The sequence below is a fragment of the Pseudomonas sp. NPDC087358 genome, assembly GCF_044900785.1.
Classification (GTDB): Bacteria; Pseudomonadota; Gammaproteobacteria; order Pseudomonadales; family Pseudomonadaceae; genus Aquipseudomonas.
This window is the reverse complement of record NZ_JBJDOA010000002.1, coordinates 665,012-690,376: the sequence shown is the minus strand read 5'-3', so window position 1 is coordinate 690,376 and position 25,365 is coordinate 665,012. Positions and strand designations below refer to the sequence as shown.

The 25,365-nt window shown below is 59.8% G+C and carries 22 protein-coding genes and 1 pseudogene; 7 read left to right on the top strand and 16 right to left on the bottom strand.

The features are described 5' to 3' along the window. Positions 1–69 precede the first annotated feature (69 nt). Positions 70–672, bottom strand: a complete 603-nt coding sequence (locus ACI2KS_RS06845) for a hypothetical protein (protein ID WP_404618443.1) — start codon at positions 670–672, stop codon at positions 70–72. 344 nt (positions 673–1,016) lie between these two features. Here ACI2KS_RS06845 and ACI2KS_RS06840 point away from each other — a divergent pair, with 344 nt between their 5' ends. The 5 genes and pseudogenes from ACI2KS_RS06840 (at position 1,017) to ACI2KS_RS06820 (ending at position 5,072) form a co-directional block, all read left to right on the top strand. Continuing rightward, a complete protein-coding gene (locus tag ACI2KS_RS06840; protein ID WP_404618442.1) occupies positions 1,017–1,955 on the top strand; it encodes a restriction endonuclease in 939 nt (312 codons plus the stop codon). A 77-nt stretch (positions 1,956–2,032) separates the two neighbouring features. Further along, positions 2,033–2,230: pseudogene (locus tag ACI2KS_RS06835) on the top strand (PDDEXK nuclease domain-containing protein); the annotation flags it as partial. 192 nt (positions 2,231–2,422) lie between these two features. Continuing rightward, positions 2,423–2,647, top strand: a complete 225-nt coding sequence (locus ACI2KS_RS06830; protein ID WP_404618441.1) for a hypothetical protein — start codon at positions 2,423–2,425, stop codon at positions 2,645–2,647. A 222-nt stretch (positions 2,648–2,869) separates the two neighbouring features. Beyond that, positions 2,870–4,213: an OprD family porin gene (locus ACI2KS_RS06825; RefSeq protein ID WP_404618440.1), complete on the top strand. Its 1,344-nt coding sequence runs from the start codon at positions 2,870–2,872 to the stop codon at positions 4,211–4,213. Between the two features lie 202 nt (positions 4,214–4,415). Then, a complete protein-coding gene (locus ACI2KS_RS06820; protein WP_404618438.1) occupies positions 4,416–5,072 on the top strand; it encodes a polyribonucleotide nucleotidyltransferase in 657 nt (218 codons plus the stop codon). 74 nt (positions 5,073–5,146) lie between these two features. Here ACI2KS_RS06820 and ACI2KS_RS06815 read toward each other — a convergent pair whose 3' ends face one another. The 4 genes from ACI2KS_RS06815 to ACI2KS_RS06800 all read right to left on the bottom strand — a co-directional run bounded on the left by ACI2KS_RS06815 (position 5,147) and on the right by ACI2KS_RS06800 (position 10,121). After that, the gene (locus ACI2KS_RS06815; protein WP_404618436.1) at positions 5,147–5,782 is read right to left on the bottom strand and encodes a LysE family translocator; all 636 of its coding nucleotides are present in this window, start codon (positions 5,780–5,782) and stop codon (positions 5,147–5,149) included. Positions 5,783–6,063: 281 nt separating this feature from the next. Continuing rightward, positions 6,064–8,523, bottom strand: coding sequence for a TonB-dependent siderophore receptor (locus ACI2KS_RS06810; RefSeq protein WP_404618434.1), 2,460 nt, complete (start codon positions 8,521–8,523; stop codon positions 6,064–6,066). Between the two features lie 104 nt (positions 8,524–8,627). Next, positions 8,628–9,596: a FecR family protein gene (locus ACI2KS_RS06805; RefSeq protein WP_404618432.1), complete on the bottom strand. Its 969-nt coding sequence runs from the start codon at positions 9,594–9,596 to the stop codon at positions 8,628–8,630. A 6-nt stretch (positions 9,597–9,602) separates the two neighbouring features. After that, positions 9,603–10,121, bottom strand: a complete 519-nt coding sequence (locus ACI2KS_RS06800; protein WP_404618430.1) for a sigma-70 family RNA polymerase sigma factor — start codon at positions 10,119–10,121, stop codon at positions 9,603–9,605. Between the two features lie 309 nt (positions 10,122–10,430). Between ACI2KS_RS06800 and ACI2KS_RS06795 the strand changes: the two genes are divergently transcribed. After that, positions 10,431–11,510, top strand: coding sequence for a diguanylate cyclase (locus ACI2KS_RS06795; RefSeq protein WP_404618428.1), 1,080 nt, complete (start codon positions 10,431–10,433; stop codon positions 11,508–11,510). Position 11,511: 1 nt separating this feature from the next. On the opposite strand, the gene ACI2KS_RS06790 is transcribed toward ACI2KS_RS06795, so the two are convergent. From ACI2KS_RS06790 to ACI2KS_RS06750, 9 genes are all read right to left on the bottom strand, one after another. Further along, positions 11,512–12,378 carry a hypothetical protein gene (locus ACI2KS_RS06790; RefSeq protein WP_404618426.1) on the bottom strand — a complete coding sequence of 289 codons (867 nt, stop codon included), beginning with the start codon at positions 12,376–12,378 and terminating at the stop codon, positions 11,512–11,514. Positions 12,379–12,435: 57 nt separating this feature from the next. Beyond that, positions 12,436–13,155, bottom strand: a complete 720-nt coding sequence (locus ACI2KS_RS06785; RefSeq protein WP_404618424.1) for a hypothetical protein — start codon at positions 13,153–13,155, stop codon at positions 12,436–12,438. A gap of 417 nt (positions 13,156–13,572) precedes the next feature. Beyond that, positions 13,573–13,839, bottom strand: a complete 267-nt coding sequence (locus ACI2KS_RS06780; RefSeq protein ID WP_404618494.1) for a LuxR C-terminal-related transcriptional regulator — start codon at positions 13,837–13,839, stop codon at positions 13,573–13,575. Positions 13,840–14,274: 435 nt separating this feature from the next. Continuing rightward, positions 14,275–14,745, bottom strand: coding sequence for a VOC family protein (locus tag ACI2KS_RS06775; protein ID WP_404618422.1), 471 nt, complete (start codon positions 14,743–14,745; stop codon positions 14,275–14,277). A 35-nt stretch (positions 14,746–14,780) separates the two neighbouring features. Continuing rightward, positions 14,781–15,221 (bottom strand): YybH family protein, encoded by a 441-nt coding sequence (locus tag ACI2KS_RS06770; protein WP_404618421.1) that lies wholly within the window; start codon positions 15,219–15,221, stop codon positions 14,781–14,783. Beyond that, positions 15,218–15,616 carry a YciI family protein gene (locus ACI2KS_RS06765; RefSeq protein WP_404618419.1) on the bottom strand — a complete coding sequence of 133 codons (399 nt, stop codon included), beginning with the start codon at positions 15,614–15,616 and terminating at the stop codon, positions 15,218–15,220. Before ACI2KS_RS06765 ends, ACI2KS_RS06770 begins: the two co-directional genes overlap by 4 nt. Positions 15,617–15,866: 250 nt before the next feature. Beyond that, complete coding sequence (locus ACI2KS_RS06760) at positions 15,867–17,096, bottom strand: RNA polymerase sigma factor (RefSeq protein ID WP_404618493.1); 1,230 nt, start codon at positions 17,094–17,096, stop codon at positions 15,867–15,869. Between the two features lie 128 nt (positions 17,097–17,224). Then, positions 17,225–18,544, bottom strand: coding sequence for an MFS transporter (locus tag ACI2KS_RS06755; RefSeq protein WP_404618417.1), 1,320 nt, complete (start codon positions 18,542–18,544; stop codon positions 17,225–17,227). Between the two features lie 110 nt (positions 18,545–18,654). Continuing rightward, a complete protein-coding gene (locus tag ACI2KS_RS06750; protein WP_404618415.1) occupies positions 18,655–19,425 on the bottom strand; it encodes an AraC family transcriptional regulator in 771 nt (256 codons plus the stop codon). Positions 19,426–20,016: 591 nt separating this feature from the next. On the opposite strand from ACI2KS_RS06750, the gene ACI2KS_RS06745 reads away from it, so the two are divergent. Beyond that, on the top strand, positions 20,017–22,185 hold the full coding sequence (locus ACI2KS_RS06745; RefSeq protein ID WP_404618414.1) for a methyl-accepting chemotaxis protein: 2,169 nt from the start codon (positions 20,017–20,019) through the stop codon (positions 22,183–22,185). A gap of 167 nt (positions 22,186–22,352) precedes the next feature. Here the strand turns inward: ACI2KS_RS06745 and ACI2KS_RS06740 are convergent, their stop codons facing one another. Together ACI2KS_RS06740 and ACI2KS_RS06735 are read right to left on the bottom strand one after the other, a co-directional pair. Next, the gene (locus ACI2KS_RS06740; protein ID WP_404618412.1) at positions 22,353–22,838 is read right to left on the bottom strand and encodes a GNAT family N-acetyltransferase; all 486 of its coding nucleotides are present in this window, start codon (positions 22,836–22,838) and stop codon (positions 22,353–22,355) included. A 240-nt stretch (positions 22,839–23,078) separates the two neighbouring features. Next, positions 23,079–25,250 carry a TonB-dependent siderophore receptor gene (locus ACI2KS_RS06735; RefSeq protein WP_404618410.1) on the bottom strand — a complete coding sequence of 724 codons (2,172 nt, stop codon included), beginning with the start codon at positions 25,248–25,250 and terminating at the stop codon, positions 23,079–23,081. Positions 25,251–25,365 lie beyond the last annotated feature (115 nt).

Sequence of the window (25,365 nt, the reverse complement as noted above, 5' to 3'; positions counted from 1 at the left end):
TCCTACGGCCTTCGGCCACAATCAAAAGCGGGCCCATGGAAATCCGCGTCGGCAAGCAAGCGGATGTCATCAACGAATCAGTATTCCCCTGCCCGAGAAATACCTTTCAAAATTGTCCACATGCATCAGCGCGTGCTCCTGCGACGCGGGCGTGTCACCTGATGGGTTATGAAACGTCAGGGTATCGCTGGAGGTTTCGGTCACCAATACCAGATGCCCGCCTTTGCCGGGTGGCTCATGGTCTGGCCAGCGGATCGTGGGGTGCACTGAGGCGATGAAGAATTCGCCGGGGCTGACGAGTGAAAGGATGTCGCGCGCCTGGATACGGGTGATGACCTCGGACTCGACAGCGAAATCCCGCCTGAGCATTTCGGTCGCGGGCGCGTAGATCATGCCGCGGATGTCGTCGCCTTCGACCACATAGGCGCCGTCGTGCCTGGCCCTTCGCAGAAGCTCGAACGTGGGATGAACGACGCCGGTCCGGGCTGCGAGCAGCATTTTCAGACAGGCCATGCCGCAGATGTGGCGTGCCCATAACGCATAGTCTGCGACGCAGGCTGCGCCTGAGCTGGCCCACAGAGGGTCATCCCGAGCACTCCGTGTGTTGGAGATGAATTCAGTCACCAGGTGACGTGATTCCCACTGGCTGTAATAGGGGATGATGCGAGTCAATTGAGTGCCTCATTTGAAGAACAATGGCGACTGTCCAGGCGCCGTTTTACCACGACGCCATAGGGCTACTGCATCGATTATTCTGATCGCCGTGTAGGCCTGCTCTACCTTCGCCCGAGGAGGATTCTTACGGATGATTCGTTGACGTCTGACGAAACGATGGTGGCGCTCTTATAATAGCGGCCGCCGGCGAGCCGGACTGCTACAAGGGTTGGACGGCTTTTGGCCATTCGATCTACATCCATCGAGGCCGCGCTCATTCAGAAAAGCCGTGCAGCGTCTGCCAGGGCGGATCGCGAGCGAGCTCACTCCTACAAACACTGGACTACGAAAAGACCACGGATATGGCCAAGAAAACCTCAGCACTCGAAGACTTCATTTACCTCGCCAGCAAACTCCCCTGGTGGATCAGCGCGGCCCTGGCGGTGGCGTCAGGGTGGTATTTGCATTCATTGGCCAGCGCGCCGATGCCGACGACTTTCGATCCGCGGCATCTCGACACGCTGATGACAACCACGGTCTTGCGCGGCGCGGCGACGGTTGGGCAGTTCTTTGTGCCGGTCATTTTCATCGGTGGCGCCATCGCTTCAATTGCCGGGCGGATGAAACGCCGCAAGCTGCTCGACTCTGCCACCACACCCGGTGGTAACTCGCTGCTGAGCATCAGCTGGCACGAGTTCGAGTTATTGGTCGGTGAAGCGCTTCGGCGGCGCGGGTACGCGGTGCAGGAGACCGGTAGCAACGGTCCCGACGGCGGTGTGGATCTGATCGCGCGCAAGGATGGCGAAACCTATCTGGTGCAGTGCAAGCAGTGGCGGGCGGTGCAAGTGGGTGTGCCGGTGGTGCGCGAGCTATATGGGGCGATGGCGGCTGAAGGGGCTGTCGGCGGTTTCGTGGTGACCAGTGGGACATTCAGCAAACCGGCGCGGGAGTTTGCGTCGGGCCGGAATCTGCAATTGATTGACGGGCTGGTGCTCAAGCAGTGGATTGCCGAGAGCAAAAAGCCCGCGCCACGGCCGACAGTTGAGGTGGTGGCTGAGCGTGTCGAGCCGGTGGTGGTTGAGCCGGAGGTGGCGGCGCCAAGGGTTGTGAAGCCCGTGGCCAAAGCGGCGCCTGAGCTACCGGTGGAACCCAAGGCTCCGGCGTGCCCGCATTGCAGGAAGACCATGGTGGTGCGCGTCGCCCGGTCCGGCGCCAATGCCGGGGGAAATTTCTGGGGTTGTGTGGACTATCCGAAATGTCGCGGAATTCGGGCGATCTTTGCCCCAATCAAGGTGCAGTGAATGCTGGATGCTGGCATTGATCGAGCTGTATTGGCAGATCGGTGCCTATATCAGCCGAAAAATCCAACGCGGTGGTTGAGAACTCTGCTATCGGTGTTTTGCTCTGCGCCAGCAAGGATGACGGGGTGGTCGAATACGCACTGAACCGCTCGCTGTCCCCGGCATTGATCTCCGAGTACCAGACCCGCTTGCCGGACAAACAGCTGCTGCAAACCAAGCTCCACGAATTTTATGCGATGAACACCCACGAGCATGAAAAATCCGGCGAACGATAAAGGCTCTTCATCCCAGCGCTTGCGGCGATGGCATTGCCCACGGGTGATGCCCGAGGACGCTATCAAATTCCCCGCCCACACATAACATTTTCGCTAAACAATATTTACTCGGGTTTCATTTGATCCTTCGCCGCAGTGTTCTTACAGTGGCGTCACCTAATCGAACTTGCACGAGCAAGAAGGTTTATTCAAATGTTCAAATCAATCGGTATTGTCAGCGCACTTATAGTGTCTTCGTTGCTGGCGACGCCTTTCGCCATGGCAGAAGAGTCGCCAGCATTTGTCGCTCGCAACGATGCCATTCATACCAACTTCGAGCAGCACGAAGAAGCCTTGGCCGCCAAGGCCAAAGAGCAGGACAAGACTCAGCAAGCTTCCACCTATAGCCCTCAAGCGGAGAATGCCAAACACACCTGACCTGTACGTAGCTTCCGTTCTGTCGTTTCTCTGTTGTGTTTCTGTTTTTCCTGTGAATCCCGCGCCGTTGCTCCCGGTGTGGTGCCTCAAAGCTCCAAACTTCAGCCGCTCCCCAGCGGCTTTTTTTTGAGCGCGAAAAGTTAAAACCTTAACTAACAACAATACGGCTTGTATCAAACAACAACTGCCGATCACCATAAAGTCCGCAGGGGATGTCCATTCGTGAAAGTTTCCTTCAAGCACAGCGCATTGTTCGTGGCCATGACCGCCACATTATCCACAGCGGCGTACGCCGATGACAGCACGGGCAGCAAAGACGGTTTTATCGAGGGGTCGAGTTTGAATCTGGACCTCAAGAACTATTATTTCAACCACGATCGGCATGACGGCAAGCAGGACAGCAAGGAGTGGGGCCAGGGTTTTGTCGGGCAGTTTCAGTCCGGGTTCACTCAGGGGCCGGTCGGTTTCGGGATCGATGTCAACGCGATGCTTGGACTCAAGCTGGACGGTGGCGCAGGCAGCGGAGGTTCGAGCATTTTGCCGACCACAGCGCCTGATCCGAACAAGGACAACTTGTACGGCGACGCGCCTGATTCATTCTCCTCGGCCGGTGGCGCGTTGAAGATGCGGGCGTTCGACACGGTGCTCAAGGCCGGGGACATGCTACTCAATAATCCAGTCATCGCTGGCGGCGCAACGCGGATGCTGCCAATGACCTTTCGCGGGTTCAGCCTGACGAACAATAGCTTCGATTATTTGACGCTGGACGCAGGTCAAGTGAGTTTCGACAAACTGTTCAACCAGAGCGGCAACGGGCGCATCGGCACTTACTACGGCACGTTGCCCGATGGCGACAAGAGCAAGCACATGAGTTGGGCCGGCGCCACCTACAGCGGTTTGCCTGGCCTGACATCGAGCCTGTATGCCTCGCAGCTCAAGGACATCTGGAATCAGTATTACTACGACCTGGACTACACCTGGGCACTGAGCGACCAGATCAGCCTTAACCCCGGCCTGCACTACTACCACACCCAAGACAGCGGCCGGGCGCTGCTGGGCAACATCGACAACAACACGTTCAGCGTGCACCTGGGTTTGTCGGTGGGCCACCAGACGCTTACCGCCTCGCTGCAGAAGGTCAACGGCAACACGCCATTCGACTACATCCAGGACGGCGACAGCATTTTTCTGGATAACTCGCAGCAGTATTCGGACTTCAACGCGCCGGGTGAGAAATCCTGGAAAGTGCAGTACGCCTACGGGTTCGCGGAATGGGGAATGCCGGGCCTAAGTTCGTCGGTTTCCTACACGCGCGGGACGATGGATCTGACCAAAGCGACGACCGCAGCTGACTCCGGCTACAGCTACTACAACGCAGATGGCAAAGACGCGAAACATTGGGAGCGGGATGCGGACCTCAAGTACGTGGTTCAGGGCGGCCCGGCCAGGGATCTGAGCGTCAGATTGCGCTGGGCGACCAACCGCGGTGGTGATGGCTACAAGACGGTGGATCACAATGCCGATGAGTACCGGGTGATCGTGGACTATCCGATTAACGTGTTCTGACAGACTCCGCCAACGGTCTTTGCAGGAATGCGCTTGCCCGCGATTTCAATGTGCCTGACATCTAATGGGCTGGCTGAGCCAACGCGATCGCGAGCACGCTCACTCCTACACAAGAAGTGCGCCAAACCACAGCTATCTACTGCCCATCCCCCTCAGGCAAAATGCCGAGCCTATGTAGGATTCAGCTTTTGAAGGGGTAGGAATGCGCTTGTTCAATGTGAAAACCGCCGTGATTTGCAGCGCATTGGCCCTGTGCCTTGGTATGCCCGGCGCGCAGGCGGCGACCGATACAAAACACCCGGTCAAAGCCACCAAGTCCAGCCACTCATCCAAACCATCCAAACCCAAACCTAAATCCAAAGCTGCCAAGCCCGTAACCCCTGCGACCCAGGCAGTCTCGATGCTCGGCGGCAAGTTCGTGTTCAGCCTGCCCAAGGACTACGTCAAAGGGCCAATGGAGGAGATCGACGATCAGGCCAAGGCCGCCGGTGTCAGCGGGTCGCTGTACATGAACAAGGCGGCCAAGCGCGTGGTGATCATCACCGAAACGCCGCTGCCGGACGGCAACAAAGTCCCGTCCAACGACACCCGAACGCTGGACAACATCATTGCCGAAACCCTGGTCCAGCAGCAGTCCAGCTACAAGGACTTCAAGAAACTGGGCGAGAAAAAGATCGTGCGCAAAGGCCTGGGCTTGCGGCAACTGGACGTCTCTGGCAGCGTCGACGGCGGTAAAGTGCTGAGTACCACCATCGCCGCCGCCTCCGGCACCCGAACCGCGATGGTCAACGTGATCTCCCTGGTCAAGGATGCCAAGGCACATACCGCGGTGGTCAAGGGCGTGACGGGCAGCAAGTAGAACAATGCTGCTTTTTCGGCAGCGATTGCAGCTTTAAAAGCAGCACTCAGCAGCGCGGCCTGTTGACCACAACCTCACTTACGCCCTTCAACCGCCATACGCACTGCAAACCCGAACAACACAGTCCCCATCACCCAACGTTGAGCTGCGGCCCAGCTCGGTTTTTGCGTGAGAAACAACGCGATCGAGCCGGCTGCCATGGCGACGATCGAGTTGACGGTCAGGCTGACGCCAATCTGTACGGTGCCCAGGACCAGCGACTGGTTGAGCACGCTGGTGCCGTTGCCGACGGTGATGAATTGCGGCAGCAGCGACAGGTAGAGTACGGCGACCTTGGGGTTGAACAGGTTGGTCATCAGGCCCATGAGAAACAGTTGCCGGTCGCTGTCCTGCGGCAGGTCCTTGACTTGAAACGGCGAACGGCCGCCGGGCTTCACCGCTTGCCAGGCCAGGTACAACAGGTACATCGCGCCGGCGATGCGCAGCGTGTCGTAGGCATAGGGCACGGCCATGACAAGGCCGGTGATGCCGAACGCCGCGCAGAGCATGTAGAAGATGAAGCCGATGCCCACGCCGCCGAGAGAGATCAGCCCTGCCCTGCGGCCTTGTGAGATGGATCGCGAAATCACGTAGATCATGTTCGGACCCGGTGTCAGGACCATGCCCAGCGATATGAGGGAAAAGGCAATCAGGTTAGAGAGTTCTGGCATTGGGCTTCCTGCGCGGCAGTGACGGAAAACCCCGCGCGATTCATCTTCGGCGAGGCGTCATGCATTCCAGCCAAAACCTGCTGTGTCGTCTATAGACAGATAGCCGAAAAACCGACCGGGACAGATGCACCGATCAGGTCATCAACCTGCACCCGTCCCTGCAGCAGCACGGCTTTTGCCCGAAGCCCCTGCCCCTGTAGCAGCACGGTTTGCCGGCGGCAGCGATCCCCGGGACGCCATCGTCGGCAAGCCGTGCGACCACAGAGCCGGCGCTGCGCCCATCACCAGCTGTAGGTCAACGAACTCACCAGTTGTCGCTCATCGCCGTAGCGACAGATCGCGAATTCGCAGTAGGTGTAGCGTTTGTTGGTAACGTTGTTGGCGTTGACCGAGACGTTCCAATGGTCGTCGATGCGGTAACTGGCCATGGCGTCGTACAACGTGTACGCAGGCAGTCCCGACGGTACGCCGCTGGCCTGGGTGCTGCCTTGATATCGCGCGCCGCCGCCCACGCGAAGCTGAGGCAGACCGACTTTGGCGAAGGTGTAGTCCAGCCATAGCGCTGCCTGGTTGTAGGGGGTGTCCTCGCTGCGCTGATCGATCTCATCGGCAATATTGCTTTTGGTGATGCGTGCGTCGATGTAGGCATACGAGGCGATGACGCTGAGCTCATCGAGCACGTCAGCCTTGGCTTCAAGTTCAAAACCCCGGGAGCGCACCTCGCCGGTCTGCACCGAAAAATTGATGTCGTTGGGGTCCTGGGTCAAAACGTTTTTCTGGGTCAGCTCATAGACCGCCGCGCTGAGCAGCATCGAGCTGCCTTCGGGCTGGTAACGGATGCCCAGTTCATATTGTTTGCCCTCGGTGGGCACGAAAGACTGTTGCCGGGCGTCGGTACCCGCCACCGGGAAAAATGACTCGCTGTAGCTGATATACGGCGCCAGGCCGTTGTCCGCCTTGTACACCAGCCCCGCACGCCAGGTGGTTTTTTCGTCACTCTGGCCGCTGCGCTGATCGTTGCGCGCCAGGAGGGTGTGCTGATCGGCCCAGTCATGGCGGCCACCGAGCAGCAGAATCCACTTCTCGTCGAACTTGATCTGGTCCTGCAGGTAGACGCCCTTCTGCAAGGTGTCGACTTCCGAGCCTCGGTCCAGCGCCTTGTCTTTGTTGACCACCACCGGCTGCCCGTAGCTGTAGGTCGCAAGGTTCAGGTTCGGTGCATTGCCGCGCCAGTTATGGGAATCGTAGGAGGTGTCGTAGGCATCGAAACCCACCAGCAGCGTGTGGTCCCAGTTGCCGAAATTCCATTTGCTTTCAATGTTGCTGTCGCTGGCCAAGCCACGCGAACGCTCGCGCCGGTCACTGTACTGACGACGCAGGATCCCGGTGTTCTGTGCGGCAGTGATGAACGCGGCGCTGGGGTTGACCTGCAAGTACTGCCAGTCGACGTCGGATTCGTAGTAGCGCAGCTTGTGACTGATCCGCGTGTGCTCGTCGAAACGGTGCTCGAACTGGTAGCCCAGCGACGACATGTCGCCGTTCATCTTGTCGTAGTCCGGCTCGCCAATGAAATCATGGCGACCGATTTGAAAGCGTCCGTCGCCAACGCCTTTGGTCAGCTGATAAGGCAGCGGCGCAAGAAACCCGGTCTCGGTGTGCTGGAAGAATGACAGCAGGGTCAGCGACGTGTCTTCATCCGGGCTCCAGGTCAGGGCCGGCGCGATGTAGATCTTGTCGTTGCCGATGTGATCCTGAGGGGTCTGGCTGTCTCGATCCAGAACCGTCAGGCGATAGCTGAGGGTATCGCTGTCGCCCACGGGGCCGGTGAAGTCGCCGGAGATCTGCTTGCGGTCGCTCTGTCCGGCCTGCAGGTTGATTTCGTGATAAGGCGTCATGCTTGGCCGCTTGCTCACGGCGTTGATAAGCCCACCCGGAGAAAGCTGGCCGTATAGCACCGAAGCTGCGCCACGAATCACCTCGGCGCGCTCCAGGCCATAGGGCTCCTGGACGCCGTCATAGGAGTTGTTCTGCAGGCGCAAACCATCTCGCAGCGAGCCACCGGTGGCCGATTCGACATCCAGGCCGCGGATGCGGAAACGGTCCGATGTGCGGTTGAAGCTGGTCGGTTGACTGGTGAAACCCGGCGTCATGTTCAGCGCCTGGGACAGGGTTTCGGCTTGCCTGTCGCGGATCTCGTCGCTGGTGACCACTGACAGGGATTGTGGGGTTTCGATGATCGGCGTGTCCGTCTTTGTCGCGCTGACGTTGCGCTTGGCGACATAACCTACGACGTGGCCGACAGGGTTCTCACCGCCCAGGTTGCTGTTGATGGTGGTGGCGCCCAGTTCGATCTGGTCGGGCGATGTCGGCGCAGGGATCAGGCTGTAGCCGGCGCTGCTCTGAATGACCCGCAGCCCACTGCCCGCCAGCAGCGTGGCAAAACCCTGCTCGATATTCAAATTGCCTTGCAGCGCCGGGCTGCGCTTGCCCGCCACGCTCTGCGCATCGAACACAATAGCCACCCGTGATTGCTGGGCAAAACGGTTGAGCGCTTCGCCCAGGGGCCCTGCTGGCACGTCATAGGTCACCGTCTTCTGGCCAGCGGTGGCTTCGCTCGCACTGGCGGCGATCACTTGAGCGGGCATCGAGGCGCCCAACAAACCGAGCGCAACGATATTGATCGCCATGGCCAGCGGCGCGATGGCAAGGGTCCGGGGAACAGCGGGAGCGGTGCTGAGCATGATGGGAAGCGCATCCTGTTATTGGGTTTCTTCCCTGATTGACGCAGCACCGTGAAAAAGCGGAACCGCAAAACGGTTTATTTTCAGAAAGCCTTTGCCGCCCCTTAAGGCTGCCGCTCAACCACCACCAGCCAGGGTGTGAAATGCCGGACCCTGACCGGTAATGCGTCGGCGATCAGTTGCAGGGCGCGGTCCGGATCGTCCAGCGGCAGCACGGCTGAAACCCGCAAATCCTTCAATGCATCGCGATCAAAGCGCATCAGCCCGCTGCGGTGCAGCGCCAGTTGGTCGAGCACTTGGGTCAGCGGCTGGTTCTGCACCACCAATTGGTGATGCTCCCAGGCATCGGCCACACTGGCGCGGTCGATCCTGCCGAGCAGCTGCACCTGATCTGCAGTGATCCGCGCCTGCTGACCAGCATCGACCTGGGTCGACGCCGCAGCCAGGGCGCCTTGAGCGGCCACTTTCGATTCGAGCATGGTCAGCACCGTGCCCTGCTCCTGGCGCTGGACCAGGAAACGTGTGCCCAGCGCGCGCATGCTGCCATGCTCGGTCTCGACCACGAACGGACGCGACGGATCAGCCGCGACCTCGACGAGAATTTCACCGCGCAACAGCTCGATATGCCGCTGATGAGCATCGAAGGAGATGTCTACCGCACTGTTGCCCCCCAACGTGAGCGTGGACTGATCCTGCAATCGCTCGGTTTGCCACTGGGTGGGCCCGGTGCGCAGGTCGGCCAGCCAGTAACCCGGGGTGCCGCCGCGCAGCCAGAGCGCCGAAGGCAGGGCCAGCGCCAGCAGCAACAGCCATATCGCATTGCTGCGTTTACGCGGTGTCCGCCGGCTGTCCAGCGAAGCATTCAACGCGGCCTTGACCGGCTTACTCTGCTCGCGCAGCCCTTGCAGGCGGCTGACGAACCCTTGCAGACGCTCGGCTGCGGCGGCATGGCGCGGGTCCTGGCGTTTCCAGGCATCGAATTGCTGACGCTCAGCCTCACCCAGATCGCCCTGATTGAGCCGAATCAGCCAGTCAGCCGCTTGTTCGTCGATAGAGTGCTCAGGGTTTGCCATCGGCCGTCAGACGTCCAATGCGTGGTTGCAATGAAGCAATGCCTGCATCAGGTAGTTGCGCACCATGCGTTCCGATACCTGCAATTGCAGAGCGATCTCGCGCTGCTGCACGCCTTCAAGGAAATACAGCAGAAACGCCTGCTGCACGTTGCCTGGCAGGCCATCGAGCACAAAGGCGATCTGCTCCAGCGCCGACAAGGTGATCAAAATCTGCTCCGGCGACTGGTGGCCCTGCAGGGCATCCATGGTCAGCGCCAGCTCGCGCAGATAAGCGTCTTCAATGCGTTTGCGCCGTGCGCCATCGATGATCAGGCGCTGTGCGGTGGTGCTCAGATAGGCTCGCGGTTCACGAATGGCGCCAAGGGCATCGCGCGAGGCAAGAATTCGGGTGAATGTGTCATGCGCCAGGTCCGCAGCGTTCTGCGGGCAGCCGAGTTTCTTGCGCAGCCAGCCGAACAGCCAGCCGTGATGATCGCAATAGAGTTCCTGAACCGTCTGCTTGAGGATGAGTTCGGCCGCGGGCATGAGAGGTTGTATCCGAAATGTACCCGCCAGCGTTAGTGCGGATAAGAATTGTTCGCAGCTTATCCGTGCAACGCTTCGATGAGCAAGCATCTCTTGCTGATTGAGCTAAGCTGTTTTTTTCGCGAGGGTATCGCCCCCTGACAGGACGAATGGTCAGGGCGAATTATCCGTGGCGACGACCGGTGGCGTTTCCGTGACCAATAGTGGCAAATGGCTCTTCCCAGTTTCCGGTAAGCGGGGGACACTCTGGATCAGTCGTCGTGGCCGATGTTTCAGTCCGGATGCAGTGTCACTACCCGGTGAAGAGCTATGAACATCCAACCCCGTAAAGGTCTCTCGTTTGCCCGGCGCATGCACCTGCCGCGCAGTATCGGACTGGGTATCGGTTTTTTCACGGTCGCCGCCGCGCTTTATCCGTCTCACCCGCCGACCTGGGTGTGGGTGCTGATGTTGGTGCACGGTTATGGTTGGCCGCACATTGCCTGGCTGCTGGCAAAGACTTCCAGAGAGCCATACAAGGCCGAACGCCGCAACCTCATGTACGACTCGCTGGCTGGAGGTTTCTGGGCCGGCGCGATGGGGCTCAACCCGCTGCCCACGGTCACGGCGCTGTCGATGATGGCCATGAACAATATCGCCGCTGGCGGCCCGCGGCTGTTACTGATGGGCAGCCTGGCGCAGATAGGCGGCGGGTTGCTGGCCTACTGGCTGTTCCTGCCCGAACTGTTTCCTGCCATCACTCAGGTGCAGGTCTATGCCTGCCTGCCCATGCTGGTGATCTACCCCTTGGCCATCGGCCTGGTCTGCTATCGCGTGGCGCTGAAGCTGTCGAAAAGCAAGAAGGCCCTGGAAAAACTCAGCACCACCGACAGCCTCACGGGCCTCATGAACCACGGCGCCTGGAAAGACCTGCTGAGCGTGGAGTTCGATAACTGCCGCACACTCAACCGGCAGAACAGTGTGGCGCTGATCGACATCGACCACTTCAAGACCATCAACGACACCTACGGCCACATCATCGGCGACAACGTGCTCAAGCAATTGAGCGGCGCGCTGACTGCCAGCCTGCGGGACACCGACATGGCAGGACGATACGGTGGGGACGAATTCTGCGTGATCCTGCCCGACACCACCCTCGCCCAGGCCACCGACATCCTCGAACGCCTGCGCCGAACCGTCCACGAGCACACCCACACCACCTTCCCCGATCTGAAACTGAGCCTGAGCATCGGCATCGCCGCCTACGCGCCGCACCTGAGCGATGCAGGGATGTGGCTGCATGAAGCCGACATGGCGCTGTACGACGCCAAGAGCACCGGGCGTAACCGAGTCACCTCGGCCAAGCCCGGGTCGAAAACCTGCAAGTCATTGAGTGCGGAGTTTGAGTGAGTCAGCGACGTAAGCGCGCGATGGCTTCGAAAAGCGTGGGGATGGCATTTTTTTGCAGGTATTGGTGGATGATCTCGCGCAGAGTGCTCGGTTGCGCGCCGCTCGGCGTATCGGGAGCAACCGGCCGGGCGCCCTCTTTACCACCCTCGGTTTGCTTGTACCTGTTGCGGAACACCTTGTGCTCGTAAACCTCCTTTGAAACATGCTCTATGTAATCGTGCTTTGTATATTGGTGCCGGGTGAAGCGCCCATCGACCGGCATCAAATCAGAAGACGCTGAAAACCGATTCACGACCAATTCAAGAAAGCCGAAATGGCTGTGAAACATGGACGAGTAATCCTTATCCGTGTCGTTTTGTATAAATCCTCTGTCCAGTCGTGTGGTTTGCAGGGCAGGACTTTCTCTGACTTTTTTTGCGGCAACGGTATCTTCGTCGGTAAAGCTGTAGGAGAGCATGTGCCCTTCAAGATCGAAAACCATCCCTCGATTGTGTGGGCCTTTACGTTGACCGTCCTCACTTTCGCGGTAACAAGCGATCCGATATCCCAGACGATCAACATATTCGAGATCAATATTTTCAGACTGGGCAAATTCATAGATTTCACCCAGAAGCAATCGATCGTCTCTTTTCAGGTAATGGGCAGACTTGGGAGCCATCTGGTCCAGCCTGATATCTGCCATAGGAGGCTCGACATCAGGCGCACTAAAAAACAATCGTTGCCTGAGCAGCGTTTGCCCACTGATCACCACGGAGGTAGAAGGAATGGCCGCAGCAGCGGGCTCAATGGCCTTTATGTGCTCTGCCGTAGTTTGTTTCGGCGTAGGGTCTATGGTTGGAGTCATCGCGGGTGTGTGCTCGATACGCATCTTTCACATCTCCTGATGTCCTCCTGCCGACGAATCGGCAGGAGGATGACAATAGATTCAGAGCAGCGAATCCATGGGTCCCTTGACGTGGTTGAGCAGATCGACCGGCGAGATGCGTTCCAGTAAAACCACCAGACTGTCCGGCAGCATCAGCGGGCCGTACAGCCCTTCTTCGCGGTCAAGATGCGCCTGCTGAGCCGCCCGATAGCCCTGCGGATAAATGCTCTGTTCAAGTGGCAGCAAGCGGTCGTAATGCTCCAGCAAGCCGCGAAAGACGATGCGCCGCTCCACCACACCGCGAGTGGTGGCGATCAGCTTGATGAAAAAATCCGAGTCGCCGTGGCGTATGGCCTCGTAAGCGGCGAATCGCTCAACCAGCGTACAGGCACCGGACTCATCGAAGACCACGCAACAGAGCGCTTCGCGTTTGCGACCACTGAACGGGTTGATGGCCGCGCCACGACGATTGCTCTGCGCCAGCGCAAACGCCACCGCCACCTCTGCCTCCCGAACGCGCTGCGGGCATTTGAGTCGATCAACGTCATCCAGGGCCGGTGCCTGACGCCCAAGCCGCTCGACCTCCGCGCCAAAGCTGGCGAACAATCCGCGCGGGCCGAGCCATTGCTTGTGCAAGGCGTTCAAATGCTCTTTGCACAAGGCGCCCTGCTCGTCCACCAACCGTTGAAAATCAACCATGACCGCACTGTCCTCCTGTGGGGCCTTGGTTTGCAGGTGTGGGATCTCCAGGGTGTTACGGGTCCAGCTGCATGAAGTCATCGAATCATTCCTTGTAGTTTCAATCTTTAGTCCGTAACGCGTGGCCCAGTGGTGGCTCAGTCATTCAGAAGCGCCGTTGCCAAAGGATTTTGCACAGCCGCGACCGCGGGGTAACTCCCGAAAAAAAACCGGTCAGCAACCAACTGCCGATGCCAGCGCGTCGTAGCGAGTATCTGATCAAGGTGTAGTCTCGCCGTAATACTGACGGATACCCCGCAGCTCAAACATTGCCGATAAATATCCAGCTGAAACATTACTCATGGTCACTCCCCTGTGGACTACTCCATGAACACTCTCTTTTATATGCTGGTGGGTAGGACTATTACCCACAAACATGCGCACTCCGGGGATACTCCCTGGAGGTGTCTAAACACAATAAAATCAATTTCCAACACCCGGGTATTATGCGCGCATCAATCAACGAAACAATCCGTCAAATGTAGGGGGTGGCTGTGCCTTTCGCTTGCCCGGTATCGGGGTGTGCAGTGCCATGAGTTGTGCGCGATTCTTTACCGCACTCTTCTTCAGCAATGCCGACACATGGTCTCGGGCCGTGTAATGACTGATGCCCAGCTGCTCGGCGATGTCTTTGTTGCTGTACCCCAGCAACACCAGCTGCAGCACTTCACGCTCCCGCGGAGTTGCCCGGTTCGCTCGCTTGCACTTACGCTCTCGTCCCAGCATCGGCTTGTTATGACCTCTATGAGTTGCCTTCCGTGGCGTCAAATACCCCATCGGCATCGACGGGATTTTATTGAGCATAATTTTCAATTTTCCATACTTCGGGGGAACAACCTTGCAAGAGGTTAATACGGACACCAAAAAAGGTAATTATTCCTACAACGATAAAGGAAACGTCCCTGTATGATTCTTACAACATTACGCTTCAGTTGCAGATAACCACGCCTGCTCGAAAGAGTTTTCGCGCAGGGAGTTGAATTCGCACTTGTATAGACAGCGACAATAAACGCAGTAAATAAGAATTACAATCATCCGTTACAAATGATGTTGCGATGGCTTGCCACGAAGTTGCGGGCGCGGACGGGGTAGGCAAAGCCGATCTGCACCCGTGAAGGTGCAAATCGCGCTACATGCTGCAGAGAAATGGCCCACAAGGCGTCAGGATGCTGCCTGACCGAACATTTTCATTGCCCGTTGCCGAATTTCGTCCGGTGTCAGGTCTTCCTTGTGCGTACCAATGAACCACAGATGGCCGAACGGATCGCGCACACTGCCGCTGCGGTCTCCGTAGAACATGTCCTGGACTTCACTGACAACCGTGGCTCCGGCGTCCACTGCGCGCTTGAATTGCTCGTCCACATCCGCCACGTACAGGTGCATGCCGAATGAGGTTTTGCCGCCGGGGTCGGGGCTGCCAAAACCGCCCTGGTCACAGGGCTCTGACAGCATCATGCGCGAATCGCCGATCTGCAGTTCAGCGTGGCCGACCCTCCCGCCCGGCGCGTCCAGGCGGAACATCTCTTTGGCGCCAAACGCCTTCTTGTAGAACTCGATGGCTTGATCAGCGGGCGAGACGCCCATGTACACAGTCAGGCTGTGCTGCCCTTCGGGGATAGGTTTCACGCTCATGACGGTTCTCCTCAAGTGTTTTTATAGGCAACAGATCAGGGTTGCAGATCGAACAGCGCTTTGCTGCTGGCCATGTCGAACGGCGCGGAAAAGTGCTCGTGCACCGCTTTCCAGCCCTCCGCCGTTCTGCGGTAGCCTGCGCTGGCACGCATCCACGAAAACTTCTCTTCACCCTTGTCGTCGGTGCCGCCGCATTTATGCAGCCAATGGGCAAACGCCACGTCGCCGCCGGCATGCACAGCCAACTGATGGGTCTGGAACAGCATCCCGCCTTCGCACAGCCCCAGGCAGAATTTCCAGTGTTCACGGTAGGCTTCGATCCCTCGAAACTGCAGCTGGAGGATGGCGTCGTAGGCCACGATGTCGGGGGCGTAATAGGCCATGATTGCGTCAAGGTCCTTGTCCCGAACAGCAGCACACCACTGCTCCAGCAGGGTCTTGATGTGTGCCTGAGCGGTGCTTGAGGCGTCGTTCATGACACGGCTCCTGAGGCGACAGCATCCTGCCGGTTGATGGTTTCGTTGCGCCCGAGGTTGAGCTCACGCACCGGGCGGACTTCTACGCTGCCGACCCGTGCCGCCGGAATATACGCCGCCACCTGTAGGGCATCATTCAGGTCCCGCGCCTCGATGAGATAGAAACCTGCCAGTTGCTCTTTGGTTTCCGCGAAAGGACCATCGGTGATCGACACCTTGCCGTTGCGCATTCTGACGGTGGTGGCGGTCTCGACCGACTCCAACGGCTCGGCGGCGAGCATCCGTCCGCTGGCCTGCACCGACTGCGCGTAGGCCAGGCATTCGTCGTCCCGTGGACTGTCGGAATGTGAATGCAGGGTTTGTTCATTGCTGTAGATCAGACACAGGTATTTCATGACGACCTCCGGGACGGCTTGCTTGCCAATGCATGAATTCCAGGCCCAAAGCGCGCTGATGACGTGGAGCGGTCTGGCCGGTTGGTGGCGCCGGCCAGCGGCAGCGTCTCTGCGATTGCTGCCTGCCAGCCGGACTGCTACGGGTCAATGTGCGCGTCAGGGGGTTGTTACAGAGCTAGTCGTTTGTCGCCGGTGCAAATCGACAGCGTCGGGGAAGAATTTCCGCTGCCTGACCGACGGTCGTTGGCATTCAGCCGTTAGGCAAATCATTCAGACAGCGTTGAAGAAAACGCCGGTCAACGCCCTGCTGAGCCAGTGCTATAGCTTCGAGGTACGCCGCGCGCGCCTGTGGGTAGTGGCCGAGCCTGCGGCACAGATCCGCGCGCGCAGCCCAGACCAGGTGATAGCCCTGCAGTGCGTCCGCGGCCAACAGTTCGTCAACCAGAATCAGCGCCGCCTGCGGTCCCTGGACCATGGCCAGCGCCACAGCGCGGTTGAGTTGCACCACAGGCGAGTCGTTCAGGCGCAGCAGCACGTCATAAAGCCCGACAATTTCTACCCAGTCGGTGTCCTCGGCGCGCTCGGCCTGGGCATGCACGGCAGCGATCGCCGCCTGCACGCTGTATGCGCCCGCCTTACCGGAGCGCAGTGCCTGCTGCACCAGCGCCTCACCCTCTTCGATCATGGCCCGGTTCCACAGGCCGCGGTCCTGTTGGTCCAGGAGCACCGGTTCCCCCTCGGGCGAAAGCCGCGCCGGGCGTCGGGCCTCGATCAACAGCATCAACCCCAGCAACCCCGCCACTTCCGGCTCCGGCAAAAGCGCCAGCAACAATTGCCCCAGGCGTATAGCCTCCGTCGACAGATCGCTGCGTGTGAGTTGCTCGCCGTTTGATGCGAAATAACCCTCGTTGAATACCAGATAGATGACCTGCAGCACGGCCTCAAGGCGCTCCGGCAATTCATGGTGAGCCGGGACTTCGTAGGGGATATGGGCGTCGCGGATCTTGTTCTTGGCGCGCACGATGCGTTGGGCGACGGTTGACGGACTGATGAGAAACGCCTGAGCGATCTGTTCGGTGCTCAGGTCACACACTTCGCGCAGGGTCAGTGCCACTTGGGCATCGGCATTGAGGGCCGGGTGACAACAGACGAAGATCAGGCGCAGGCGATCATCGGCCACGCTGTCCAGGTCGGCGTCATCGGGGACTGGCTGGTTTTCCAGCTGACGGCTCAATTCATTGAGCGAGGCGTCGAAGCGCGCGCGCCGACGCAAGCTGTCGATGGCCTTGAAACGCCCCGCCGACACCAGCCAGGCGCGGGGGTTATGGGGGATTCCAGAGTCAGGCCACTGCTCCACCGCCGCGATGAACGCGTCCTGCAAGGCCTCTTCGGCGCGTTCGAAATTGCCCAGCAGGCGGATCAGGGTCGCCAGGACCCGCCGCGACTCCTGGCGATAGAGGGTATCGACATAAGCGCGCAGAGCCGGGGTGGTGCTGAGATCGTTCTTATTGGAGTTATCGCTCATACCTACACTCGCCGACGACTATTCCGATAGCGGTCGGCCAAGCGTAGTAGTGGATCAGGCGTCGCTCCACGACGCCCCGACGGTCAGTGCTCGCAACGCGCCATTGGCAGGTCATCGACCTGCATGCCCTTGCGCATGCCGAAGAACATTGCGGTCAACAGGCCCACGGCGCCCATGATCACGCAATAGCCAACGCACACCCATGGGCTCCACGGCATCAAGGCTATCAACGCCAGCGGCGTGGTGCTGGCCCATAGCGCGTAACTGATGTTGTAGGTCAGGGAGATGCCGGACACCCGGATGTTCGCCGGGAACAGGCCGACCATGACCGACGGCACCACACCGACGATTCCGCAGGCCAGCCCTGCAACTGCGTAGGCAAGACCGATCGACAGCCAGTGGATGACCAGGCTGGCGTACAACAGGCCCACGCCCAGCGGCAGCAACAGGCTGTAAAGCACCACGCCACGCCAGGCGCCGATGCGGTCAACCAGCATCCCGGCCAGTACGCAGCCTATATTGAGGAAGACGATTCCCACGCTACTCAGGGCGAAGGTCTCACTGGGGCTCATGCCGAATCGCTGTTGCATCACGGTAGGCGTGATCACCACCAGGGTCACCACCGCCGAGGTCAGCACGCAGGTCAACAGCGCCGCGGGCAGCAGTGATTGACGATGCTCACGCAGCACCGCGCGCAGAGGCAGTTCGGTCATGCCTTCGCGCTGCGCGTGCAGCGCCATGAACACCGGCGTTTCGCTCAACCAGCGGCGCAGCCAGACGCCGATCACGCCGAACACACCGCCCAGCAGAAACGGGATGCGCCAGGCAAAGTCGAGAATTTCCGCATGGCTGAACGCCTTGGCCAGCCAGGTCGCGGTCAAGGCCCCGATCAGGTAACCGAAGGTCAGACCCGCCTGCAGCACACCCAGCGCGTAACCGCGATGCCCTTTGGGTGCGTGCTCGGCAACGAACACCCAGGCGCTCGGCACCTCACCACCCACCGCGGCGCCTTGCAGGATGCGCAGCGCCAGCAGGATCAACGGCGCCCAATAGCCAATGTCAGCGTAGGTCGGCATCACCCCGATCAGCAGGCAGGGCAAGGCCATCATCAGAATGCTCAGGCTGAACACCCGCTTGCGCCCCAGCTTGTCGGCGAAATGCGCCATCAGGATGCCGCCCAGCGGACGCGCCAGATAGCCGGTGACGAAGATTCCGAAACTTTGCAGCAGGCGCAGCCACTCGGGCATGTCCGCAGGGAAAAACAGCTGGCTGAGCGTCAGCGCGAAGAACACGAAGATGATGAAATCGTAGATCTCCAGCGCCCCGCCCAATGCCGCCAGGCCCAGGGTCTTATAGTCGCCCCGGTTGATCGGTTGTGGACGTGGTCGAAGAATGGCTGTCATCACAGACCCCATTTGGCAGGTTAAAACGGCAGTTAGGTGCGACAAAGGCGCGCAGGATAACAAAGCTTGCGGCTTGAGGGCGGTTGGCTGACAACCGGACTTGCGTCACATCACAGGGCATACACGCCGGGCGTCATGCCGAACTGCGCGCTGAACGCACTGATGAAGGTGCTGACGCTGTCGTAACCCAGGCGTTGCGCGGCACGATTGACGCTATCGCCCTGGGCCAGTAATTCCAGCGCCCGCTTCATCCGCGCGACGATGCGCCACTGCATCAGCGACATGCCAGTCTCCGCGCGAAAGTGTCGGGTCAGACCACGCCGGGACATGCCCACGCGCCGCGCCCAGTCGTCCAGACTCAGTTTGTTGGCCGGGTCGGCAACGATGGTCAGGGTCATGCCCACCAGATGTGGGCTGCTGGGCATCGGCAGAAACAGCGGACTGGCCGCCGATACCTTGAGCTCATCGAACAGCACTTCGAGCTGGCGATGCTGCGGCGGCGTGAGTTCGGCGGCACCGTTGTCCCAGGCACCAATGCGCTCGAACAAGGCGCTGGACAGCGAAGTCATGTGAAAGACCGTCGGCGTGGTCGGGAACAGCGGGCACAGGTCCGGCCGCAGGTGGATCATCCAGCCTCTGGCGGCGTCGTGCACCCGCGCCGCGTGCGCAAAACCCGGCGGGATCCAGCCGATATGTCGCGCGGGCACCACCCAACTGCCGGTGTCGAGTTCAGCCGTGATCACCCCCTGCCTGACCGCCCACAACTGGCCTTCCCTATAGCGATGCAGGGTGTCTTCGGTGCCCGACTGCAAAGGCTCTGCGGTGACCAGCAGCGGGCGTCCATCCTGGATACGACGTTGCACGGGATATTGCGCTGGCATGGCCCGATTTCCCTGTTGAGTGGCCAGCGGACGGTAGCAAGCCACGGAACCCGGCGCCAGTTCTCTGTAGCAGCACGGCTTGCCAGCGGTGGCATGCGCATGATCGATACCATCGGCGGGCCGTACTGCTCCAGAGTCGCTGATGAATGAACGCCTTGTTTTGGTGCGATATCCGCCACGTAAAACCCATAACAATTTTTGCTTTTCGAAAAGCGACATTTGCAGATATATCCGCCGTCACCGCATTCGTTTTACGCACCAAAACAGGACCATTAACACAATGACGCCCCGCTATCAGGCATTTAATTTATGCGCCTCCCTGCTTGTGCCTGATAGAAACGTTCAATGCGGGCTGATCGATAAGTGAACCGTCCAAGTGAAATTTTCACAGCCGACGAACGGTAGGTTCAGTAATCCGCCATGCTGCGGCCCAAGACTTGCGCCAGATGCCGAGCTTAAGGGGTGCCATAAAAGGCTCAAGGGACTGACTCGGCGGTCATGAAATCAACGTATCCAGACGCACATGTCTGTGGCATGGCGCAGTCCTTGCCTTGCTGATGGCTCTTTGATGTCTAGCTTGAAGGTAACGGCATGTCCCTGCGCAGTGATTCGATGCAGCTCTCTCCTGGCGAAAAGCGCTGGCTTCCGTGGTTCGGCAAGACGGGAAAACTGGCCATGGCGCGATCCTGTCGCCTGAATCGGTCCATGTACCCGGTGATCGAACGCACTTTCGAATCCATCGCCCAGACCCGGGTCCGCCTGCTGCAACACTGGGCGCAAGAGTATTGGGACCATCTGCGGGAACTGGCCAGCAGCGTCGAAAAGGACATGGCGCAGATTGACCCGCGCGTGCTTCAGGAGAAACGCCAGCAGGCGCCGGACTTTTCCGAACTGTTCGTCGTCGACGGTCAGGGCAAAGTGCTGGCCTCGACCTGGAGCGACCACCTCGACGGTAAGCATCAGCAGCCCAAGGCCCTGGCCGAGGGGTTGAAGAAGCCGTTTCTTCATGGGCCGTACAGTGACCCGCTGACCTTGAAGATCGGTCCGTCGTCCTCGCGCTTTCACGACGAGGTCACGCTGATGTTCTATCAGCCGCTGCACGTCGAGGGCAAAGCGGTCGGCTGCCTGTGTGGCCGGGTCCCCAACGACGTCTTGGGTGATCTGATTCAACGCGAAGCCGGGCATGTCTATCCGGAATCGGGTGACAACTACCTGTTCATGGTGCGCTCGACATTCGACCCTGCGGTGCAGCCGGGCATCGCGCTGTCACGCTCGCGTTTCGAGGACAACGCCTTCACCCACGGCGAGAACCTCAAGACAGGTGTACACACCGCCTGGGGCGCTGTGCGCATTCAGCGCCACACCGAACTGGAACTGCGCTTCACCGACCCGGCAACCAAAGAGTTGCACCCCGGGGTGCGCGAAACCATTCGCAACGGCTCCAACCTGTTCGTGACCTACCCCGGCTATTCGGACTACCGGCACATCCCGGTGATCGGCAAAGGCGTGACCTTCCAGCTGCCCGGCTGCCTCGACCGCTGGGGCATGATGTGCGAGGCGGATCTGGAAGAGGTCTATCGCCGCAGGTCGCTGAGCTACGGCCTGATGAAGCCCTATCTGCTGACCATGGGCGGCCTGTATGGCTGCAACTATCTGGTCCAGCACTACAGCGAACTGGGTCAGTTGACCATCGACGGTATCCAGGTCCTGAGCATGGCGGCCACCGCCTGGGTGTTTTCGAAACTGGGCCCCAAGCGCCTGGCTGAACGGATGAGCGACATGACCGAAGTGATCCGTACCATTGCCGAAGGGGAAGGCAATCTGCGGCAACGCCTGGACACCACGACCATGGTCAATGACGAAACCGGTGACCTGGGGCGCTGGATCAACAGCTTTATCGACAATCTGGATGCAGTGGTTGGCCAGGTCATCCATGCCTCGCAAACCATGGGCAAGACCAACGAATTGATGCTGGGCCGCAGTCAGGAGGCGGGCCTGACATCGGACGAGGTGACCGAAGCGGTGAACCGCATGATGCTGATCGTCGAGGGTCAGTTAGGGGAGATTCAGCAGGCTTCCTACACCGCCGAGCAGATGAAGCTGGCGATGGACGATGTGGTCCGCCGTGCGCGCGAGCAATTCGAAAGCGCCAGGGTCGGCACCCAGTCGATCCGCGACGTGGTGGAACGCTCGGCCTTGAGCGTGCAGTCGCTGGATTCGAAGATGGCGCAGATCAGCAACATCGTCAGCTTGATCACCAACATCACCAACCAGACCAACCTGCTTGCGCTCAACGCCGCCATCGAAGCCGCCCGCGCCGGTGAACACGGGCGCGGCTTCGCGGTGGTGGCCGATGAAGTGCGCTCGCTGGCGGTGCGTACCGCCAGTGCAGCCGAGGACATCCGGCACATGGTCGAAGGCCTGCAAAGCGAGACACAACAAGCCGTGGCGTTCATGGAGGGCGGCGTGCAGGACGTGGACAACCATCTGCGCACCAGCGTCGATGCGTCATCGGAAAATGCCCAGTTGCATCAGGAGGTGGAGAGCATGATCGGCATCATCTCCCAACTCAGCGAACGCAGCCGCGACTACGGCACGACCATCGAGCGCGTGGACATGGCCTCCACGGAAATGCGCCAGACGGTGAACGTCCTGCAAAACAGCGCCGAGAGCGTGCGCCTGAACACCAACAAGCTGCAGAAGCTGGTGGGGCAATTCGAGGTCAGCGGTGGCCCGCAGAAGACGGCGCGAGTGGGGTAAACCCAGTACCGCAGCCCATGCGATCCGATACGGATGCAGTCCTGTAGGAGTGAGCTTGATCGCGATTCATGAGGCAGCCGCACCGTTGTCGCGGCACAACGTTGATCGCGAGCAAGCTCACTCCTACAAGGAGGCATCGGGCCGGGAATCGTTGTGCGGTGCCTCGACTAGTGCAGCGAATTCATTGGCAGCACTCTTTCCATGTACAAGCTGCGCAGGGTGATTGCGCTGGGATGCAGGTAGGCTTCCTCGCGCATGGCGACGAAACCCATCGCCCGGTAGAAGTCGGCGGCGTTTAGCGAGGCGTAGAGGTACAGCCGGGTGAAACCTTCTTGCGCGGCAATCCCGTCGAGCCCCTGCATCAATCGTTTACCGATGCCCTTGCCCGCTTCGGCAGGTTCGACAAACAGGGCAATCACCTCGCCACTCTGGCGATCCAGGATGCCGTAGCCCAGCCGCTCGCCTTCCTGCTCTGCGACCAGCGCGCAGCCGCTGGCCAGCAGGCGCAGATAGGATTCGGGCGGTGGCGACTCGCTCCATATGTCGATCTGTTCAGGCGAATAATGACTGGCGCACAACTGCCGCACGGCGCGGGTGCGCAGCGACCACAGCAGTGGGATGTCAGGGACGGCACCGGGTTTCAACTCAATCATCTTGCCGCTCACCTCAGAGAAGACGCCGCACGTTCTGTCCGTGCACAGCCCGCGATTGCAAGCAAAGCTAGGATGCGCTTTTGTCGCCAGAGATGAAAAGAGCGCCGTGCTATTGATTCTAGCCACAGGCCGTGACAGCCCGGCTTGCTGGCGAAGGCTGTGGGTCAGATACATCTGTGGCGAATGACACAGCGCATTCGCCAGCAAGCCGGCACCCACAATTTGGGCCTGCGTAAAAGTCTAGAAACTGACCGTCGCCGACAACCGCGCCGTTCGCGGAGCGCCGAGGAACAGGTAATCATCACCCAGATACTCGCCGACATCGCGCCAGTAGCGTTTGTCGAAGAGGTTGTCGACGGTCAGGCGAAACACCGTGTCGTAGCCTTCAAGCCGGGTGCTGTAGCGGCTGCCGGCGTTGAATACCGCGTAATCATCGACCTTCACCGAGCCTTCGCGGTTGGCGTATTTGCTGGAGCTGTATTGCACCCCGCCGAGCAAGGCCAGGCCCGGAATCGGCAGGCTGTAATCGGCCGACAGGCTGCCGCGATATTTGGGCACGTTGATCGCCTGATGGTCTTCATAGGCCGCAGTGCCGCTGTCCTCTACCCGGGCGCGGATCGCGGCGACGCTGGCGGCGATCTGCAGTTGTGAGGTCAGCCAGCCGTTGGCGCCCAGTTCCAGCCCGGTGTTCTTCTGCTGACCCTGCTGCACGTAGGTCAGGCTGCCGTCCTCGTTGGGTCTGGAATACTGATACGCCTGTCGGGTCTCAAATACTGCCGCCGTAAAGCTCATGCGGCGCCAATCGTATTTGACCCCGGCTTCCAGCTGGCGAGAAATCGTCGGTGCGAGAATCTCCCCGATATTGGTGTCGAACACCGACGCCGTACCGCCCAAAGACAAACCTTTGCTGTAACTGGTATAGAGCGAAATATTGTCGATCGGTTTGTAGATCAACGCGGCCTGGGGCAGGAAGATCGAGCGCTGAGTGTGACGATTGTCGCTGCCATCTTCGTTGTAGGCTTTTTCGTCGAGGCGCACCTGCCGCCCGCCAATCACCGTCTGCCACTGCTCGTTGAACTGGATGCGGTCGGTGGCGAACAGCCCGTACTGACGGCTGTCCAGACGTCGCTCGGTATGGCCCACCGGCAAGTCGGACGGGGCGAAGGCTTGCGGCGTTTCATGAATGTTGCTCGAGCCCACGTATTCGCTGAAGTAGGGGCGAGTATCGACCGTGCGACGGAACGCGCTGGTGCCGAAGGTCAGCTCGTGTGCCAGCCAGCCGGTGGTGAACCGACCGGTCATGGCCGCCTCGACTTCATCGTTGCGGCGGGTGTCGTCGGGGCTGCGGAAGTCGTAGATATCGTAACCGCCGCCCGGGGTGAAGTGCCCTGTTATCGGGGTACTCGGGCAGTTGCTCTGGTTATAACAGCCGTAGGCGAAGGCACTGTAGTCATCGATCACCACGCGGCTGCGCGAGGCACTGAGGCTGGCTTTCCAGTCGTCGTTGAGGCGGTACTCGTAACGACCATTCATGTTCAGCGAATCGATGCCCACAGGGTTCGACCCGCTCTGATACCCCAGCAACTTGCGCGGCGAGGCGTCGTGAGGTAACTCGGTTCCGCCGAGCAGTTGATAGCCAGGCACCGAGCGCTGTTCTTTGCTCTGGTATTCGACGTCCAGTTGCAGCGTCGATTGCTCGTTGATGTTCCAGTCGAACGCCAGGGAGGCGAAGTCGCGCTGGCCGTCGGCATGTTCAACGTAGGAGCGGATGTCTTCGTGGGCGACATTGGCGCGCAGGCCGAACTGCTTTTCACTGCCGAACCAGCCGCCCACGTCGGTGGCGATGTATCGCTCGCCATGCTCGTTGGTCGAGACCGTCACCGAGCGCACATCTTGCGGGCGTTTGGTCTGGTAATTGACCACACCGGCCGGCTCCGACACGCCGCTCTGCAGGCCGGACAAGCCCTTGAGCAACTCGACCTGCTCTTTGTTTTCCAGCGCGACGTTCTGCTCGCCTGTGATGCTGCGGCCGTTGATCCGGTAGCTGTTGGCCGCATTGAGTGAAAATCCGCGGACCACGAAGTTTTCGTAGTAACCCACCGGCGCATAGCTGTCGCCCACCGAAGCGTCGTTACGCAGCACCTCGCTGAGCAACCTGGCCTGCTGGTTTTTCAACATGTCTTCGCTGAACACCGAAATCGACGACGGTGTATCGAGCAACGGCGCCGGATTGAACCCGCCGACCGAGGCAGTGCCGACCTGATAGCTCGACGCCTGCTCACCCGACACTTCCACAGCGTCCAGCGTCAGCGGCTCGGCTTCCTGAGCGGCCAGCCACGGAGAGGCAAACGCCATGCTCAAGGGCAGCAGGCGACGCGTGAAGCCTGCGGCGGGTCGGTGGGCAGTGGTCATTGAAGAAAGCATCCAGGCGAATTTGGGTGGGCGCATCTTTTACGTTCTGCGCCGATTTTTTACAACCTCGGCGCGCTGCTCTTTACACGCATCAAAGCCCTCGAAAGTGAGTGGT